General features: G+C 71.1%; 14 protein-coding genes. 8 read left to right on the top strand and 6 right to left on the bottom strand.

Annotated elements, in window-relative coordinates; translation table 11 throughout:
• The first annotated feature begins 17 nt into the window (after positions 1 to 17).
• Positions 18 to 1,253 carry a dihydrolipoamide acetyltransferase family protein gene (locus OU416_RS10405; protein WP_270926667.1) on the top strand — a complete coding sequence of 412 codons (1,236 nt, stop codon included), beginning with the start codon at positions 18 to 20 and terminating at the stop codon, positions 1,251 to 1,253.
• A gap of 262 nt (positions 1,254 to 1,515) precedes the next feature.
• On the opposite strand, the gene OU416_RS10400 is transcribed toward OU416_RS10405, so the two are convergent.
• Positions 1,516 to 3,150, bottom strand: coding sequence for an MDR family MFS transporter (locus OU416_RS10400; RefSeq protein ID WP_270926666.1), 1,635 nt, complete (start codon positions 3,148 to 3,150; stop codon positions 1,516 to 1,518).
• The gene (locus OU416_RS10395) at positions 3,147 to 3,731 is read right to left on the bottom strand and encodes a TetR/AcrR family transcriptional regulator (protein WP_270926665.1); all 585 of its coding nucleotides are present in this window, start codon (positions 3,729 to 3,731) and stop codon (positions 3,147 to 3,149) included. Before OU416_RS10395 ends, OU416_RS10400 begins: the two co-directional genes overlap by 4 nt.
• Positions 3,732 to 4,002: 271 nt before the next feature.
• Between OU416_RS10395 and OU416_RS10390 the strand changes: the two genes are divergently transcribed.
• The 4 genes from OU416_RS10390 to OU416_RS10375 all read left to right on the top strand — a co-directional run bounded on the left by OU416_RS10390 (position 4,003) and on the right by OU416_RS10375 (position 9,163).
• Positions 4,003 to 5,196, top strand: coding sequence for an MFS transporter (locus OU416_RS10390; protein WP_270926664.1), 1,194 nt, complete (start codon positions 4,003 to 4,005; stop codon positions 5,194 to 5,196).
• Between the two features lie 60 nt (positions 5,197 to 5,256).
• The gene (locus tag OU416_RS10385; protein WP_270926719.1) at positions 5,257 to 5,841 is read left to right on the top strand and encodes a TetR/AcrR family transcriptional regulator; all 585 of its coding nucleotides are present in this window, start codon (positions 5,257 to 5,259) and stop codon (positions 5,839 to 5,841) included.
• A 90-nt stretch (positions 5,842 to 5,931) separates the two neighbouring features.
• Positions 5,932 to 8,292 (top strand): arylsulfatase, encoded by a 2,361-nt coding sequence (locus OU416_RS10380; RefSeq protein WP_270926663.1) that lies wholly within the window; start codon positions 5,932 to 5,934, stop codon positions 8,290 to 8,292.
• On the top strand, positions 8,285 to 9,163 hold the full coding sequence (locus OU416_RS10375) for a formylglycine-generating enzyme family protein (protein ID WP_444420563.1): 879 nt from the start codon (positions 8,285 to 8,287) through the stop codon (positions 9,161 to 9,163). The genes OU416_RS10380 and OU416_RS10375 overlap by 8 nt, the downstream gene beginning before the upstream one ends.
• A gap of 7 nt (positions 9,164 to 9,170) precedes the next feature.
• On the opposite strand, the gene OU416_RS10370 is transcribed toward OU416_RS10375, so the two are convergent.
• From OU416_RS10370 to OU416_RS10355, 4 genes are all read right to left on the bottom strand, one after another.
• The gene (locus tag OU416_RS10370; RefSeq protein ID WP_270926662.1) at positions 9,171 to 9,773 is read right to left on the bottom strand and encodes a TIGR03086 family metal-binding protein; all 603 of its coding nucleotides are present in this window, start codon (positions 9,771 to 9,773) and stop codon (positions 9,171 to 9,173) included.
• Positions 9,774 to 9,830: 57 nt separating this feature from the next.
• On the bottom strand, positions 9,831 to 11,366 hold the full coding sequence (locus OU416_RS10365; RefSeq protein WP_270926717.1) for a UxaA family hydrolase: 1,536 nt from the start codon (positions 11,364 to 11,366) through the stop codon (positions 9,831 to 9,833).
• A 97-nt stretch (positions 11,367 to 11,463) separates the two neighbouring features.
• The gene (locus OU416_RS10360) at positions 11,464 to 12,372 is read right to left on the bottom strand and encodes a GlxA family transcriptional regulator (protein WP_270926661.1); all 909 of its coding nucleotides are present in this window, start codon (positions 12,370 to 12,372) and stop codon (positions 11,464 to 11,466) included.
• 125 nt (positions 12,373 to 12,497) lie between these two features.
• Complete coding sequence (locus OU416_RS10355) at positions 12,498 to 13,829, bottom strand: GntP family permease (RefSeq protein WP_270926660.1); 1,332 nt, start codon at positions 13,827 to 13,829, stop codon at positions 12,498 to 12,500.
• A gap of 203 nt (positions 13,830 to 14,032) precedes the next feature.
• Here OU416_RS10355 and OU416_RS10350 point away from each other — a divergent pair, with 203 nt between their 5' ends.
• From OU416_RS10350 to OU416_RS10340, 3 genes are all read left to right on the top strand, one after another.
• Complete coding sequence (locus OU416_RS10350) at positions 14,033 to 14,374, top strand: MmcQ/YjbR family DNA-binding protein (protein WP_093149523.1); 342 nt, start codon at positions 14,033 to 14,035, stop codon at positions 14,372 to 14,374.
• Positions 14,375 to 14,654: 280 nt separating this feature from the next.
• Positions 14,655 to 15,866: a CaiB/BaiF CoA transferase family protein gene (locus tag OU416_RS10345; protein ID WP_270926659.1), complete on the top strand. Its 1,212-nt coding sequence runs from the start codon at positions 14,655 to 14,657 to the stop codon at positions 15,864 to 15,866.
• Positions 15,866 to 16,762 (top strand): hydroxymethylglutaryl-CoA lyase, encoded by an 897-nt coding sequence (locus tag OU416_RS10340; RefSeq protein WP_270926658.1) that lies wholly within the window; start codon positions 15,866 to 15,868, stop codon positions 16,760 to 16,762. The genes OU416_RS10345 and OU416_RS10340 overlap by 1 nt, the downstream gene beginning before the upstream one ends.
• Positions 16,763 to 16,764 lie beyond the last annotated feature (2 nt).

Below are 16,764 nucleotides of genomic sequence, written 5' to 3'. Positions count from 1 at the left end.
GATTCAGGAGGTACATCATGGCAGAGCTTCTCCGCGTGCCCGAGGTGGCCGCCGACACCACCGAGGTGGTGCTGTCGACCTGGCTGCTCGCCGAAGGCGCCGCGTTCGCCGCCGGTGACCCGCTCGTCTCGATCGAGACCGACAAGGCAGAGGTCGAGGTCAGCGCCGACGCCGCCGGCGTGCTGCTGAAAACCCTGTGCGAACCGGGCGTCGAGGTCTCGGTCGGAGAGCCGGTCGCGGTGCTGGGCGCCGACGGCGAACGCGTCGGGGACGTCGACGCGCTGCTGGCCGAACTGGGTGTCGCGGTCGCGCAGCCCGGTGAGGCGAAACCGGTGGTGCGGCGGGAGGTTCCGGAACCCGCGGCTCCGGTCGAGTCCCTCGAGGACCGCGGCGGGCGGATCTTCGCCAGCCCGCTGGCTCGGCGGCAGGCCCAGGACGCCGGGCTGGACCTGGCCGAGCTGACCGGCACCGGCCCGGGCGGCCGGATCGTGCGCCGCGACGTCGAAGCGGCCATCGCCGCCCGCCGGGAACCGGGCCCCGCACCGCAGGATCCGCGGCCGGCAACGACTTCCGGCGCGTACGAGGACATCCCGCACAGCCGGATGCGCAAGGCGATCGCGACCCGGCTCACCGAGAGCAAGCAGACGACGCCGCACTTCTACTTGCGGGCACGTCTCCAGGTCGAAGCGCTGCTGGCGCTGCGCGAGCAGGTCAATTCGACCGGCCCCGTGCGGGTTTCGGTCACCGACCTGCTGATCAAGGCGGTCGCCAAGGCCCACGTGGCGGTCCCGGAGATGAACGCGGTGTGGCTTCCCGAAGCCGTGCGCCGGTTCCACCACGTCGACATCTCGGTGGCGGTCGCAACCGACGGCGGCCTCGTGACACCGGTGCTGCGCGGTGTCGAGGACTTGTCGATCTCGGCGATCTCCGGGCAGGTGCGCGAATGCGCCGACAAGGCCAGGAACGGCGGTCTGCGCCCCGAGGACCTGCGGGGCGGCTCGATCACGATCTCCAACCTGGGCATGTTCGGCGTGGCGGAGTTCGACGCCATCATCAACCCGCCGCAAGCGGCGATCCTGGCGATCGGAGCGATCCAGGACGAACCGGTGGTCCGCGGCGGAAGCGTCGTGCCCGCCAAGGTGATCGACGTGGTCCTGTCGGTCGACCACCGCGCGGCGGACGGCGCCCTGGCGGCGAAGTGGCTCGACGCCTTCACCAGAACCGTCGAAAACCCTTTGCAAATCCTGATCTGATCCCAAAATCGGGACCGGCCGCTGTGGGACACCGAAACTGGTTTCTTCGATCACGACGGCTACGCGATCGTCCGGGACGGGTTCGGTTATCTCTCCTACCAGGACGCCACTCGGGGTGAGGCGTATCCGGAGGGGGATCCTGCTCGGAGGGGTGCGAGTTCGACGACGACTTCCCGCCCGGCTTCGGTGACGTGGCGCGACCTCCATCCCGAGGGCGACCAGCCCGGGACGTGACCCGCTGCGGGCCACGTCCCGGGGTCGGTCAGGGTGTGTCGTGCCGCGAGGCGGCGACTCCTTCTTCCTTGCCCTTGCGCTGCTCGGCTTCCAGGCGTTCCGCTTCCTCGCCGCCGATCGCTTCGCCGCGGTCGACCAGTCCCGCCACGTCGGAGAGCGGGATCTGCTTGAGGAACAGGGCGAGCAGGAAGGCGATGCCGATGAACGGCAGCAGGTACCAGAAGACCGGGGCGAGGGCGTCGGCGTAGGCCGTGACCACGCCGTCGCGGACCGGTTCGGGCAGCTGGCTGAGGGTCTTCGGGTCGAGGGTGGCGGTGGCGGTCGAGGCGTCGGCCGCCGAGGCGCCCGCTCCGGTGAAGACCTCGGTGAGGTTCTCGGTGAGGCGGGTGGTGAAGATGGTGCCGAACACCGCCACGCCGAGCGCGGCGCCGACCTCGCGGAAGTAGTTGTTCGTGCTGGTCGCGGTGCCGATCAGGGCGGCGGGGACCGCGTTCTGCACCACCAGCACGACCACCTGCATGATCAGGCCGAGGCCCGCGCCGAAGACGAACAGGAAGACGCAGATCAGCCAGATCGGCGTGTCAGCGGCCAGCGTGGTCATCATGACCATGGCGGCGCCGGTGATGACGGTGCCGATGATCGGGTAGATCCGGTACCGCCCGGTCTTGGTGATCAGGCCACCGGAGGCGATCGAGGTGCCCAGCAGGCCCACCATCATCGGCAGCAGCAGCAGACCGGAGACGGCCGCCGAGGTGCCCGAGGACATCTGCAGGAACGTCGGCAGGAAGCCGATGGCGGCGAACATGCCCAGGCCCAGCGTGAGGCCGATCGCGGTGGCGTTGATGAAGATCGGGTTGCGGAACAGGCTCAGCGGGATGATCGGGTCCGCGGCGCGGGATTCGGTGATCACGAACGCGATCGCCGACGCGAGTAGCCCGGCGCCCCACGCCCAGGTCTCCGGCGCGGTCCAGCCGTGCGCCTTGTCACCGCCGAAGTCGGTGAAGAAGATGAGGCAGGTCGTGGCCACCGAGAGGAACACCACGCCGAGGACGTCGATCGGCTGGGTCGCCTTCTTGTTCGGCAGGGTCAGCGCGACCAGCGCGATGATGAACGCGGCGATGCCGATCGGGATGTTGATGTAGAACGCCCACTGCCAGGTGAGGTGGTCGACGAAGAACCCGCCGAGCAGCGGCCCGCCGACGGCCGACAGGCCGAAGATGCCGCCGAGCGGTCCCAGGTACTTGCCGCGCTCGCTGGCCGGGACGATGTCGGCGATGATCGCCTGCGAGAGGATCATCAGCCCGCCGCCGCCGAGGCCCTGCATGGCCCGGAACACCACGAACGTCCAGAAGTCGGTGGCGAAGGCGCAGCCCACCGAGGCGAGCGTGAACATCGCGATCGCCACCAGGAAGAGCCGCCTGCGGCCGAGCACGTCGCCGAACTTGCCGTAGATCGGCATCACGATGGTGGTGGCCAGCAGGTAGGCGGTGGTGATCCACACCTGGTGCTCGACGCCGCCGAGGTCGCCGACGATCGTCGGCATGGCGGTCGAGACGATCGTCTGGTCCAGGCTCGCCAGCAGCATGCCCGCGATCAGCGCGCTGAAGATGATCCAGATCCGCCGCTGCGTCAGCAGCAGCGGGGCGGGAGCGGTCGTTGTCATGATTTCCGTTCGGGGTCGTGGGGTGGTGCGAGGAGCTCGCGGGCGGCGGCGAGCCGGCGGCCCAGGATCTCCGCGTAGGTGCCGGTGTCCTCCGGTGCGAGGAACTCCCAGGCGCTGGCCCGCACGAGGACCTGGACGAGCTGCACGGCGGCAGCCGCCCGGAGGTCCCCGGCGGGCAGTCCTTCGCGCTGCTCGACGAGCTCCACATCGGACTGCTCGTCGCGCAGCAGCCGCTCGAAACCCTTGGTGAGCAGCCGCGGTTCGCGTTCGAACGCCGCGCGGACGTCGTTCATGCTCTCGGCGGTGATGCCCGAGCTGTCCCAGCGGCGCACCGACAGCTCGGCCAGGTCGTCGAGCAGGGTCGGCGAGATCCCGGGTTCGTCCGGTCGGCCGCGGCCGGTGAACCAGGCGGTGAGCTCCTCGTCGTCCCTGCGGGCGGGCACCCCGAGGACGGCGTCGTCCTTCGAGGTGAAGTAGTTGAAGAAGCTGCGCCGGGAGATCCCGACGTGCTCGCAGACCTCTTCGACGGTGAATCCCGACAGGCCGCGCTCTGCGGTCAGCCTGCGGGCGAACGAAGTCATCTGCGCGATACGTCGGCGGCGCACGTCATTTGCACGATTCATTGCATAGTGCATTATTGCACTCTTAGTTGCAGAGTGCATCGAACCTGCCTGTGGTCAAGGTCGCACTCGTCGCTCCCTCGTCTCGCGCGCGGATTCCGGGGTGGATCCGCGCGCCGGCTCGTGCTATCAATTCTAACGATCGTTTCAATTGTTACGAGTGTTCAAGTTTCTTGATGGGAGACCCGAATGCTTCGCACGCTGCTGGACGTCGCCGGAAGCGGTGCGCACCATGGCTAACCCGTACCGCGAGCTGTTCTCGGCGCCCGGCTCGCTCGCCTTCGCCGCGGCGGGGCTCGTCGCGCGAATACCCGTGCCCATGACCGGGATCGGCATCATCGCGATGCTCGCCCAGATGCGCGGCGACTACGGCCTGGCGGGCGCGGTCTCGGCGGCGTTCACGCTGTCCACGGCCCTGATCGCCCCGCAGGTGTCGCGCCTGGTCGACCGCGTCGGACAGGGCCGGGTGCTGCTGCCGGTGACCGGGATCAGCGTCGCCTCGCTCGGCGCGCTGCTGCTCTGCGCCCGCTACGGCGCGCCGGTCTGGACGCTGTTCGCCTTCGCCGTGCCGGCCGGGTTCATGCCGAGCATGGCGGCGATGGTGCGGGCCCGGTGGTCGGAGCTGTACCGCGACTCGCCGCGGCTGCACACCGCGTTCTCGCTGGAATCGGTGGTCGACGAGCTGACCTTCGTCATCGGCCCCGCGCTGTCGGTCTCGCTGTGCACCGCGCTGTTCCCGGAGGCGGGCCCGCTGGTCGCCGCGGTGCTGCTGGCCGTCGGCGTGCTGCTGTTCGTCGCGCAGCGCCGGACCGAGCCGGTCGTGGTGCCTGCCGCGGAGGTCACCCGCGGCTCGGCGATCGAGGGCGGCGCGGTCAAGCTCCTGGTGCTCGTGCTGCTGGCGGGCGGCGTCATCGTCGGCACCGTCGACGTGGTCAGCGTGGCCTTCGCCGAGCACCTGGGGCAGCCCGCCGCCGCGGGGATCGTGGTCGCGGTCTACGCGCTCGGCTCCGGGCTGTCCGGGCTGGTCTTCGGGATGCGCAGGCTGACCGTTCCGCTGCCGCGACTGCTCCTGGTGTTCACCGCGGGCACCGCGCTGACCACGCTGCCGATGCTGGTCGTGGGCGGAATCCCGGCGCTGTCGGTGACGGTGTTCTTCGCCGGGATCTTCTTCGCCCCGACGATGATCGTGGTCATGGGCATGGTCGAGGAGTTCGTCCCGGCAGGCAAGCTCACGGAGGGGATGACCTGGGCGATCACCGGCCTGAACATCGGCGTCGCGCTCGGGGCGGCGGCAGCGGGCCAGGCGATCGACGCCTTCGGCGTCCAGGGCGGATTCGTCATCGCGACCAGCGCGGGCGGGCTCACCTTCCTGGTGGCGCTGCTGGCCTTCCCGCTGCTCGGGCGGAAGTCGCCGGTAGCGGCGTAGCCCGGCGGTGGCCTGCGCGAGCAGGCCACCGCTTCTGCGTACAGTACGGGCGGCGTGGACATGCACTGGGGAGGTGGCACGCTGAGCGAGCCGACCACCGACGGCCGCCGGATCAAGGGCGAGCGGCGCAAGCAGGAGCTGATCGAGGCGACCCTGCGCGTCGTGGCCCGCGACGGCGTGGCGGGCGTCAGCCACCGGACGGTCTCCCGCGAGGCGGGGCTGCCCGCGACCGCGGCGGCCTACTACTTCAACGGCATCGAAGACCTGCTCACCGAGGCGCTCACCCGCTGCATGGACGAGGACGCCGAGCGGATGCGCGTGCTCGCGGAGCGGGCCGACGGCGGCGCCGACAGCCTGCGCGCGCTGGCCGAGCTGATGACCGAGGTCGTCGCCCGCTCGGCGCACCTGCTCGCCGAGTACGAGCTGTACCTCCGCGCCGCCCGCGACCCGCGGCTGCGCCCGCCGACCCACCGCTGGATGGACGCCGTCGCGGAGTTCGGCCGCCGCTACACCGACGACCCGGTCCGCATCGAGGTGCTGGTCGGGCTCATGGACGGAGCGCTCCTGCAGAGCCTGCTCCGGGACCGGCCGCCGACCACCGAGCGGTTCGAGGAGATCCTGCGACTGGTCCTGGGCGAGTCCTGACGTCCCACCCGGTGAGACCGGGAAGCCCGTCGTCTTGGTGGATCCGCCGCGGATGTGGAAGATCATCGGTGGATGCGCCTGGAGGTGTGGATGAGCGACGCCGCCCGTTCCCGCGAGCGACTGCCGATCCCGGACGAGGCCGGGATGCCGACCACCGCGCTGGACGCGCGTGACCAGCGGCCCCCGTTCGAACCCGTGCAACCCGTGCGAGCCCCGCAGGGAGCGCCGAACGTGGTGGTCGTGCTCATCGACGACATGGGCTTCGGCGCGCCCAGCGCGTTCGGCGGTCCGTGCCGGATGCCGACCGCCGAACGGCTCGCCGACGGCGGTCTGCGCTACAGCCGCTTCCACGTCACCGCGATCTGCTCGCCGACCCGGCAGGCGCTGCTGACCGGCCGCAACCACCACTCGGTGGGCATGGGCGTGACCACCGAGATGGCCAGCGCCGCACCCGGCTACACCGGCATCCGCCCGCGCAGCGCCGCGACGCTGGCGCAGGTGCTGCGCGGAAACGGTTACAACACCGCCGCTTTCGGCAAGTGGCACCAGACCCCGGCTCGCGACGTCAGCGCCGCGGGACCGTTCGACCGGTGGCCGACCGGGGAGGGCTTCGAGAAGTTCTACGGGTTCCTGTGCGCGGAGATGAACCACTGGTACCCGCTGCTGTTCGACGGGACGACCCCGCTGGAGCCCGCGCGCAGGCCGGAGGACGGCTACCACCTGTCCGAGGACCTCGTCGAGCACGCGATCGACTGGGTGCGCGACCAGCGATCCCTGAAACCGGACCACCCGTTCTTCGCCTACCTGCCCTTCGGCGCCACCCACGCGCCCTACCACGTGCCCCGCGAGTACCGCGACAAGTACCGGGGCGCGTTCGACCACGGCTGGGACCGGCAGCGGGAGATCACGCTGCGGCGGCAGCAGGAGCTCGGCGTGGTGCCCGAGGACGCCGAGCTGGCGCCGTGGGCGCGAGGCGTGCCGCACTGGGACGAGCTGTCGGCGACCGAGCAGCGGGCGGCGGCCTCGCTGATGGAGCTCTACGCGGGCTTCGCCGAGCACACCGACGACCAGGTGGGACGGCTCGTCGACGCGCTGGAGGAGCTCGACGCGCTGGACGACACGCTGTTCATCTACATCCTCGGCGACAACGGCGCCTCCGCCGAGGGCGGGCTCGGCGGCACGCTCAACGAGCACCGCTTCGCCAGTGGCATCCCGGACAGCGCCGAGTTCATCCTCGACAACGCCGAGGCGCTCGGCGACGCGACGACCCACGCCCACTACCCGGTCGGCTGGGCGCTGGCGATGAACACGCCCTACCAGTGGACCAAGCAGGTCGCCTCGCACTTCGGGGGCACCCGGGACGGGATGATCGTGCACTGGCCCCGCGGGATCGCCGAGCGGGGCGGGGTGCGCCACCAGTTCCACCACGTGATCGACGTGGTGCCCACGGTGCTGGAGGCAGCGGGCATCCCGCACCCGGTCGAGGTGGACGGGATCGCGCAGAAGCCGATCGAGGGCACCAGCATGCTCTACAGCTTCAACGCCGCCGACGCCCCGGACCGGCACCGGCTGCAGTACTTCGAGATGGTCGGCAACCGCGGCATCTACCACGACGGCTGGATGGCGGTGACCCGCCACGGCACGCCGTGGGAGATGGTCCAGGGCGAGCAGCGCCGCTACTTCGACGACGACCAGTGGGAGCTCTACGACACCTCGGTCGACTGGACGCAGGCGCGCGACATCGCCGCCGAGCACCCGGGCAAGCTCAACGAGCTCAAGCAGCTGTTCCTGGTCGAGGCGGGCAGGCACGGCGTGTTCCCGCTCGACGACCGGATGACCGAGCGGGAGAACCCGAAGGAGGCCGGGCGGCTCGACCTCATGGGCGAGCGCCGGTCGATCACCTTCCACGCCGGTGCCAAGCGGCTGACGGAGGAGACCGCGCCGAACGTCAAGAACCGCTCGCACCGGGTGACCGCCTCGGTCGAGACCGACGGCGCGGCGGCGGGCGTGATCATCGCCCAGGGCGGCCGTTTCGGCGGCTGGTCGGTGTACTTCCGCGAGGGGCGCCTCTGCTACGCCTACAACTACTTCGGCCTGGAGGTGCACACCGCGCGGGCCCGCGCACCGCTGGCCGCCGGGCGCCACGAGATCCAGGTGGACTTCGCCTACCACGGCGGCGGTGTCGGCCGGGGCGGTGACGTGACGCTGCACGTCGACGGTGAGCAGGTCGGCGAGGTCGTCGTCCCGAAGACCATCCCGTACTACTTCGCCTTCGACGAGACCTTCGACATCGGCGTCGACCGCGCGACGCCGGTCACCGACGACTACCCGGTGGCCGACAACGCCTTCACCGGCCGGCTGCACCGGGTCCGCGTCGACCTGGGCGAGGACCTGCACGACAACGCCGAGACCGACCGGGATCGCGCCCGGTTCAAGGCCGCCCATGACTGAACGGGCCTGCTGCGCACCGTCGGCGGGACGGTCCACGACGGCCGTCGACGTCTCGCCCGCCGCTGTCGCCCGGACGGAGGGCATGGTGCGGCTCGACGGCGGCTCGTTCCTGATGGGCAGCGAGGACGAGCTCGCCTACCCGGAGGAGGGGCCGGTCCGGACGGTGCGGGTCGACCCGTTCCGGATCAGCCGCACCGCCGTCTCCAACGCGGAGTTCGCCGAGTTCGCCGCCGCCACGGGCTACCGCACGGAGGCCGAGCGGTGGGGCTGGTCCTTCGTGTTCGCGGGCCTGCTGCCCGACGACTTCCCGCCGACCCGCGGGGTCGCGGCGGCCCCGTGGTGGCGCCAGGTCGAGGGAGCCGACTGGCACCGCCCGGAAGGTCCCGGGTCCGATGTGGACGGAAGGGCCGATCATCCCGTGGTGCACGTGTCCTGGAGCGACGCGCAGGCGTACTGCGCGTGGTCCGGGCTGCGTCTCCCGGCCGAGGCGGAGTGGGAGTACGCCGCGCGCGGTGGGCTCGCCGGCTGCCCGTTCCCGTGGGGCGAGGAGCGGGAACCGGGCGGGGAGCACCGGATGAACGTCTGGCAGGGCGCGTTCCCGCAGCACGACGACGGCTCCGACGGCTGGTGCGGCACCTGCCCGGTCACCGCGTTCGAACCGAACGCCTTCGGCCTGCACAACACCACCGGCAACGTCTGGGAGTGGTGCGCCGACCGGTTCGCCCCCGGCAGCCCCGGTCGCAGCGCCCGGGGCGGCTCCTACCTGTGCCACGACTCGTACTGCCGCCGCTACCGGGTATCCGCCCGCCAGGGCTTGACCCCTGACACCTCCACCGGCAACACCGGCTTCCGCTGCGCCCAGGACGCTTGAACCCGGATCACGGCTCGCGGCCCATGCGGCGCAGCATGCGGTGCTGGTCGGTTTCGGCGGTGGCCGGTACCGAGGGCGCCGCGAAGTGGCGGTGCGTGGAGTCCGGGTCGAGCGGGCCTTCGGCGACCTCGGCGTAGAGGCGTTCGAAGTTGTCGTCGACCCACTCGACGAGCCGCGGATCCAGGTCCTCCGGGGCGCCGATGGCGCGGGCGAGGTCCCAGGTGTGCACCACGGTGTCGGCGATCAGCAGGCCGAGCAGCTTTCGGCCGTCGGCCGGGCCGAACGGGTAGTCGACCTCCCGTTCCAGGACACCGGTTTCGGCGAAGGTGGCCAGGCACTCGGCCGCGGCGGCGCGGAACGACTCGGCCGGGTCCGCGCCGAGGGTGTCGTGCTCGCGGATCGTCAGGAACTGGTCGCTGCTGCCGCCGCGCAGCAGCATCCGGTAGATGACGTTCGCCTGCACCAGGTGGCTGACGAGCGCGCGCACGTCCCAGTCCGGGCAGGGCGTCCGGGCGGTCCACTGCTCGGGCCCGACCGAGCGCACCAGGTCGGCGAAGTCCTCGTTCGTCCGGCGCAGGTGGCCGAACAGCACGTCGTCTGCGTTGCTCATGACGATGATCATGCGGTGCGGCGAGTGCCGGTGTCCGGCGGGAATCGGACACCGCTGTCAGAGCACTGTGGACAGGTGCCAGGGGACGAACTCCTCCTCGCCGTAGCCGAGTTCCTCGCTCTTGGTCTCCTCGCCGGAGGCCACCCGCAGGACGTGCTGGAAGATCTGCTCGCCCATCTCGGCGACGGTCAGCTCGCCGTCGGCGATGACACCGCAGTTGATGTCCATGTCGTCGGTCATCCGCTCGTAGAGCGGGGTGTTGGTGGCCAGCTTGATGCTCGGCGCGGGCTTGCAGCCGAACGCCGAGCCGCGGCCGGTGGTGAAGCACAGCAGCTGCGCGCCGCCCGCGATCAGCCCGGTGGCGTTGACCGGGTCGTAGCCGGGGGTGTCCATGAACATCAGGCCGTGGCCGGTGATCGGCTCGGCGTACTGCAGGACGTCGACGAGGTTGGTGGTGCCGCCCTTGGCCGCCGCGCCCAGCGACTTCTCCAGGATCGTGGTCAGCCCGCCCGCCTTGTTGCCGGGGGAGGGGTTGTTGTTGATCGAGCTGTCGTCGATCTGGACGTGCTTCTCCCACCAGGCGATCCGCTCCACCAGCTTCTCGCCGACCTCGCGGCTGACCGCGCGCCGGGTGAGCAGGTGCTCGGCGCCGTAGATCTCGGTGGTCTCGCCGAACACCGCGGTGCCGCCGTGCCGGATCAGCAGGTCCGCCGCCGCGCCGAGCGCCGGGTTGGCGGTGATGCCGGAGTAGGCGTCGGAACCACCGCACTCCATGGCCAGCACGAGCTTGTCCGCGGACACCGTCTGCCGCTGGTAGGCGTTGGCCACCGGCAGCATCTCCTCGATCCGCCGCACGCCTTCGGCCACCGTCTTCTTGGTGCCGCCGAGCTCCTGGATGGTCATGGCGTGCACGGGCATGCCCGGCGGCAGCCGCAGGTCCTCGGTCAGGCTCTTGACCTGGTTGACCTCGCAGCCCAGGCCGATCACCAGCAGCCCGGCGAGGTTGGGGTGCCCGGCGTATCCGCGCAGCGCGCGGCGCAGCACCTCGAAGCCCTCGTTGCCCTGCCCGCTGTGCCCGCAGCCCAGCGTGTGCGTCAGCGGGCAGACGCCGTCGACGTTCGGGTAGTCGTCGAGCACGCCGGAGGCCTCGATCCGGCGGGCGATCATCTTCGCCGCGGTCGCCGAGCAGTTCACCGAGGTCAGCACCGCGAGGTAGTTGCGGGTGCCGACCCGGCCGTCGGGGCGCACGAAGCCCTGGAAGGTGGCGCGCTGCGCGCTCGGCACGTACTCGGTGGGCACCACGTCGGCGCCGTGCGCGTGCTCCCGGTGGAACTCCTGGTAGTCCACGTTGTGGGTGTGCACGTGCTCGCCCGCGGCGATCGGACGTGACGCGAAACCGATGATCTGGCCGTACTTGCGGACCGGTGCGCCCGCCGCGATGTCCACAGTGGCCAGCTTGTGCCCGCGCGGCACCTCGGCGGGCACGTGAATTCCGGAGTAGGTGCCCGCGGCCACGTCGGTGCGGGCGATGAGGACCGAATCGTCGGCGTGCAGGCGGAATCCCAACTCATCCAGCGACGGCAACCGGATCACCCTCACTTCATCATCGTGAAGACACTTCCAAGTGGCGAACCCGATGCTAAACAGCCGACCACCGGATGTCACGGCGAACGGGTACGCCGATCCGGTGTCAGCGCTCCCGGGCGCGCAGGCGGCGGAGCATGCGGGAGTCGGTGAAACCGACCGCCCGCGCCGCGGCGTCGGCGGTCGCGCCCTGCGCGAGCAGGTGCTCGGCGCGCTCGATGCGCAGCGCCTGCTGGTAGCGCAGGGGCGTGAGCCCCGTGGCGCGTGCGAAGGAGCGGGTGAGCGTGCGCTCGCTGCAGCCGCCGGCGGCGGCGAGCTCGGCCAGCGGCAGCGGGTCGGCGAAGCGGGCGTCGATGAGGTCCTGGACGCGGTGCACCGCGTCGTTGAGGTGCGCGCGGTGGCGGAGCATCGCGCTGTCCTGCTGGTCCTCGCCGTTGCGGCGGGCGTAGACGACCATGTCGCGCGCGACCCTGGCCGCCGCTCCCGGGCCGTGGTCGGTGGCGACCAGGTGCAGCGCGAGGTCGATCCCGCTGGCGATGCCCGCCGAGGTGGTGATCCGGCCGTCCTCGACGAACAGCACGTCGCGCACCACGGTCGCCGTCGGGTACCGGCGCGCGAGCTCGTCCTGCAGGTCGTGGTGGGTGGTGCAGCGCCGTTCGTGCAGCAGCCCGGCCTGCCCCAGGGCGTCGGCCCCGGAGCACACGCTGGCCACTGCGCCACCGGCGGCGTGGTGCGCGCGGAGCCGCTCGGCGGAGGCCGCGTGCAGCCGCGGCCAGTGCGGTGGATCGGGCACCCGCGAACCGGGCACCAGCACCAGGTCGTCGGCGGTCAGCTCCGGCCACTCGGTGCCCGCGTGCAGCGGAAGTCCTTGCGCGCTCAGCACGTTCTCGCCCTGCCCGACGTAGGACAGCGCGTAGTCGTGGCCGAGGTTGGCCGCGGTGGAGAACACCTGCGCGGGCCCGGCGAGGTCGAGCAGGTGCAGCCGCGGCAGCAGCAGGAAGACGATGCGTCGCACGATCCGCCCAGCCTACGGCACCCGCTGCAGGTCAAAGCCCGTGAGTGGTTTGTGGGGCTATAGCACCACAAAACGCTCACGGGCCATCACCTGCCGAAACCTCTGTGCGGCCGACGCACCCGGGCTCAGAACAGGAACGCCATCAGCTGGATCGGGATCATGGCGATGACCGAGGCCGCCGAGACGGTGAGGGTCACCGACTTCAGCGCGCCGCGGGTGGTCTGCGGCAGCAGGGTCTGCAGGAGCCAGAAGGTGTTGCTGGTGGCGTGGATGACGAACAGCGAGCCCGCACCTGCGGCCAGGGCGACGAAGACCGGGTCGATGCCCAGCATCGGCATCACCGGGCCCAGCACGCCCGCCGCGGTGATCGAGGCGAGCACCACCGAGCCGACGGCGATGTGCAGCACCGCCGCGACCGCCCAGACCAGCAGCAGCGGGACGAGGGTGTTGGTGGTGAAGTAGTCCTTCAGCAGCTCGCCGAGCCCGACGTCCTTGACCGTCTGCGCCAGCGAACCGCCCACGCCGGTGAGGATCAGGATCTGCCCGCTCTCGTGGAACCCGCGCTTGAACGCCGCTTCGGTCTGCTCCTTGGGCAGCTTCCAGCGGGCGATGGCCAGCGCGCCGACCAGGCCGATCAGCAGCGCGATGACCGGGTCGCCGAGGAAGTCGACCACCGGCGAGGTCAGGCCCATCATCTCGGCGATCGCCCCGAAGGCGATCAGCGCCAGCGCCAGCAGCAGCGGCGACAGCGACAGGGCCAGCGGCGGGAACCGGCGGTCCGCCGCGGGCTCGACGTCGGCGACCGGCAGCTCCTCGGTCTCGTCCAGCTTCGGGTTCCACAGGCCGCGCTTGGCCAGCGCGGTGAACAGCGCCAGCGTGGTGACGATGGTGAACACGGCGGTGACGAGGCCGAAGACGAACATCTTGCCGAACGGCAGGTTCAGCACCCCGGCCAGCGCGACCGCGCCCACGCCGGGCACCACGAACACCAGGCCGACCTCGATGCCCAGCGCCATCGCCGCGCACATCCGGGCCGCGCCGTGCGGGCCGATCTGCCGGGACAACCGGCTGGCCAGCGGCGCGGTGATCACCAGCAGCACGTCGGCGAAGATCGACTGCAGCACGGTGCCGACCGTGGAGCCGAAGGCGTAGGGCAGCGTCTTCGGGCCGAAGAGGCGCACCAGGCGATCGACCAGCTGCTCGATCGCGCCCAGCGAGGCCATCAGCGAACCGAGCAGCACGCCGAAGGCGATGAGCAGCCCGACCTCGGCCATCAGGTCGCCGAACCCGGTGGTGATCGACTTGATCGTCTGCTCCGGCCCCAGGCCCGACACCAGGCCCAGGTAGATCGCGCCGAGCACCAGCGCGATCGCCGGGCTGATCTTGACCCGGAGGATGAGCACCACGACACCGACGATGGTGATCGCGGTGTTGGCGAAGACAACGATGTCCGACATTGGACACATCCGATTTCGTCGGGGCCGGCGCGAGGTCGGCTCCAGTTCTGCCGCGGGCAGCGCTCGTGCGCCGGGGAAGAGTTGTGCTCTACCGGCGGGGACGAAGGCGGACCGGCACAGAATACACACGGCGGCGCGGCGATCAAGACCGTCGCGGCAGGGCGTGAGCGGTGCCTGTCGGTGCGGTGCGCGATGATGTCGGCATGGGTGTGGCCAGCAGCCGGTTCTTCCGGATCATCGAAGGACTCGCCGACGTCGAGCAGCGCGAGGGGCGGGACTACACGTCCTTCAGCGTGCGCGGCAAGGGCTTCGGCTACCACTGGCCGCGCACCAAGACGGTCGGGCTGAAGCAGACCCTGTCCGAGCAGATCGCCCTGGTCTCGGAGCGCCCCGAGGTGTTCGAGGTCCAGTTCACCGCGGGCGGCTACGGCTGGGTCGTGGTGCAGCTGCCGAAGATCGCCGCCGACGAGCTCGAAGAGCTGGTCTACGAGGCGTGGCGCCTCTCCGCGCCCGAAGAGCTCGTCGAGGCCAACCCCCTGCGCTGAATCCGCACTTCCCGCACGCCGTGAGCGCGGCAACCGCCGCTCACGGCGTTTTTTCGTCGCCGTGCGTGATCGTGCGGAATCGCCCGGTAGTCGATGCGGAACTTCCCGTGCAGCGGGCCTTGTGCGGGCTGATCCGGGCGGCTACGTTCGCTGCTGGTCAGTTTTGGGAAGGGTTTCCCAAATAGTGGCACAGCAGGGCTCGCGGAGGCGGACACCTCGTGGCCCACGGGCGCGCACATCGCCCTGCCGCAGATCGCACGTGACAACAGGAGAGGACCCGATGACGTCCACGGGACACGGCCCGCTGACCGGGGTCCGGGTCGTCGAGCTGGGCAACTTCATCGCCGCGCCGACCGCGGGCCGGATCCTGGCCGAGTTCGGCGCCGACGTGATCAAGGTCGAGCGCCCGCGCACCGGCGACGAGCTGCGCAACTGGCGGCTGCACGGCGGTGACGTGTCGCTGCTGTTCCGCGCCATGGCCCGGAACAAGCGCTCGATCACCCTGGACCTGCGCTCCGAGCGCGGGCAGGACATCGCACGGCGGCTGATCGCCGGTGCCGACGTCGTCCTGGAGAACTTCCGGCCCGGCACCCTGGAGAAGTGGGGCCTCGGCCCGGAGCAGATCCGCGCGGTCAACCCCGAAGCGGTGCTGGTGCGGATCTCCGGCTTCGGCCAGACCGGCCCGTACCGGGAGCGCCCGGGCTTCGGCGGCGTCGCCGAGGCCTTCGGCGGGGTGCGGCACCTGACCGGCTACCCGGGCCTGCCGCCGGTGCGCACCGGGGTCAGCCTGGCCGACTCGGTGGCCGGCCTCTACGCGGTGATCGGCGCGCTGATGGGCCTGCTGAGCCGCCGCGCCGGCCGGCCGGGCGAGACCGTCGACGTCGCGCTCTACGAAGCGATCTACTCGCTCATGGAGTCCTCGGTGCCGGACTTCGACGCCTTCGGCGTCACCCGGGAGGCCACCGGCCCGACCATCCCCGGCGTGGTCCCGTCCAACACCTACCTGTGCGCGGACGGCAAGTACGTGGTCGTCGGCGGCAACAACAACGCCATCTTCGGCAGGCTCATGCGGCTGATCGACCGGCCCGACCTGGCCGAGGACCCGCAGCTGCAGACCAACGCGGGCCGCGTCGAGCGCAGCGACGAGATCGACGCGGCGATCAACGCCTGGACCGCGACGGCGGACAGCCCGCGGGTCCTGGAGCTGCTCGCCGGCGCGTCCGTCCCCAGTGGACCCATCTACGACGTGCCGGACATCGTGGCCGATCCGCACTACGCGGCGCGCGGCATGCACGAGCGCCACGCGGTGCGCATCGAGCAGGACCAGACCCGCGACGTGCTGTTCCCGGGCATCGTGCCCAAGCTCTCCGAAGAACCGGGCCGCACCCGCTGGCTCGGCCCGGAACTCGGCGCGCACACCGGCGAAGTCCTCGACGAACTGGGCATCCCGCCCGAGCAGGCCGACGAGCTGCGGACCGAAGGAGTGATCTGATGGTGCTCATCACCGAGGTGTCGCTGCGCGACGGGTTGCAGATCGAGCCGGTGGTGGTGCCCACCGCGGACAAGGTCCGGTTCGGCGAGCTGCTGGTGGAGGCCGGTTTCCAGAGCCTGGAGATCGGCTCGTTCGTCAGCCCGAAGCGGGTGCCGACGATGGCCGACACCGCCGAGGTCGTCACCGGGCTCGCGGGGCGGCCCGCGACCTTCCACGCGCTCGTGCTCAACGAGCGCGGCGCGCAGCGCGCGGTCGAGGCCGGTGCGAAGCACGCGCGGCTGGTGATGTCGGCCAGCGAAGGCCACAGCGAGTCGAATTCCGGTGTCAGCACGGAAGAAGCGATGCAGCGACTGGCCCGCGCGGCGGAGATCCTGCACGACGCCGGGGTGAGCACCGAGGGCTGCATCGCGACGGCGTTCGTGTGCCCGTTCGACGGCGACACCCCGGTGGAGCGCGTGGTGCGCGTCGCCCGGCACTACGAGCGGATCGGCGTCGACGTCCTGCACCTCGCCGACACCATCGGCGCGGCCTCGCCCAGCGACATCACCCGCGCGGTCACCGCCGTGCGCGACGTGTTCCCGATCGAGCGGATCGGCCTGCACCTGCACAGCACCTACGGCATGGCCGACGCCAACGCCTGGGAGGCCTACCGCTGCGGCATCCGCCGGTTCGACGCCGCGCTCGGCGGCCTCGGCGGCTGCCCCTTCGCCCCGGGCGCCACCGGCAACATCGCCGCCGACGACCTGATCCACCTGTTCCACCGCGAGGGCGTCGACACCGGGATCGACGTCTCGAAGCTGGGTGAGCTGCGCGAGCACCTCGCCGGTCTGGTCGGGCACGCGCTGCCGTCGGCGCTGGCGAAGATCCCCGCGGTACCGGCCGAAGTGCGGCGCTAGGC

Origin of the sequence: Saccharopolyspora indica, assembly GCF_027853965.1 — a bacterium.
Taxonomy (GTDB): Bacteria; Actinomycetota; Actinomycetes; order Mycobacteriales; family Pseudonocardiaceae; genus Saccharopolyspora; species Saccharopolyspora indica.
The sequence above is the reverse complement of the archived record's forward strand: the minus strand, read 5'-3'. Positions and strand labels throughout refer to the sequence as shown.

What these genes read in the sequence shown, in the direction of transcription:
- OU416_RS10405 (WP_270926667.1), top strand. Translation starts at nt 18, where the DNA reads ATGGCAGAGCTTCTCCGCGTGCCCGAGGTGGCCGCCGACACCACCGAG.
- OU416_RS10400 (WP_270926666.1), bottom strand. Translation starts at nt 3,150, where the DNA reads ATGACAACGACCGCTCCCGCCCCGCTGCTGCTGACGCAGCGGCGGATC.
- OU416_RS10395 (WP_270926665.1), bottom strand. Translation starts at nt 3,731, where the DNA reads ATGACTTCGTTCGCCCGCAGGCTGACCGCAGAGCGCGGCCTGTCGGGA.
- OU416_RS10390 (WP_270926664.1), top strand. Translation starts at nt 4,003, where the DNA reads ATGGCTAACCCGTACCGCGAGCTGTTCTCGGCGCCCGGCTCGCTCGCC.
- OU416_RS10385 (WP_270926719.1), top strand. Translation starts at nt 5,257, where the DNA reads ATGCACTGGGGAGGTGGCACGCTGAGCGAGCCGACCACCGACGGCCGC.
- OU416_RS10380 (WP_270926663.1), top strand. Translation starts at nt 5,932, where the DNA reads ATGAGCGACGCCGCCCGTTCCCGCGAGCGACTGCCGATCCCGGACGAG.
- OU416_RS10375 (WP_444420563.1), top strand. Translation starts at nt 8,285, where the DNA reads ATGACTGAACGGGCCTGCTGCGCACCGTCGGCGGGACGGTCCACGACG.
- OU416_RS10370 (WP_270926662.1), bottom strand. Translation starts at nt 9,773, where the DNA reads ATGAGCAACGCAGACGACGTGCTGTTCGGCCACCTGCGCCGGACGAAC.
- OU416_RS10355 (WP_270926660.1), bottom strand. Translation starts at nt 13,829, where the DNA reads ATGTCGGACATCGTTGTCTTCGCCAACACCGCGATCACCATCGTCGGT.
- OU416_RS10350 (WP_093149523.1), top strand. Translation starts at nt 14,033, where the DNA reads ATGGGTGTGGCCAGCAGCCGGTTCTTCCGGATCATCGAAGGACTCGCC.
- OU416_RS10345 (WP_270926659.1), top strand. Translation starts at nt 14,655, where the DNA reads ATGACGTCCACGGGACACGGCCCGCTGACCGGGGTCCGGGTCGTCGAG.
- OU416_RS10340 (WP_270926658.1), top strand. Translation starts at nt 15,866, where the DNA reads ATGGTGCTCATCACCGAGGTGTCGCTGCGCGACGGGTTGCAGATCGAG.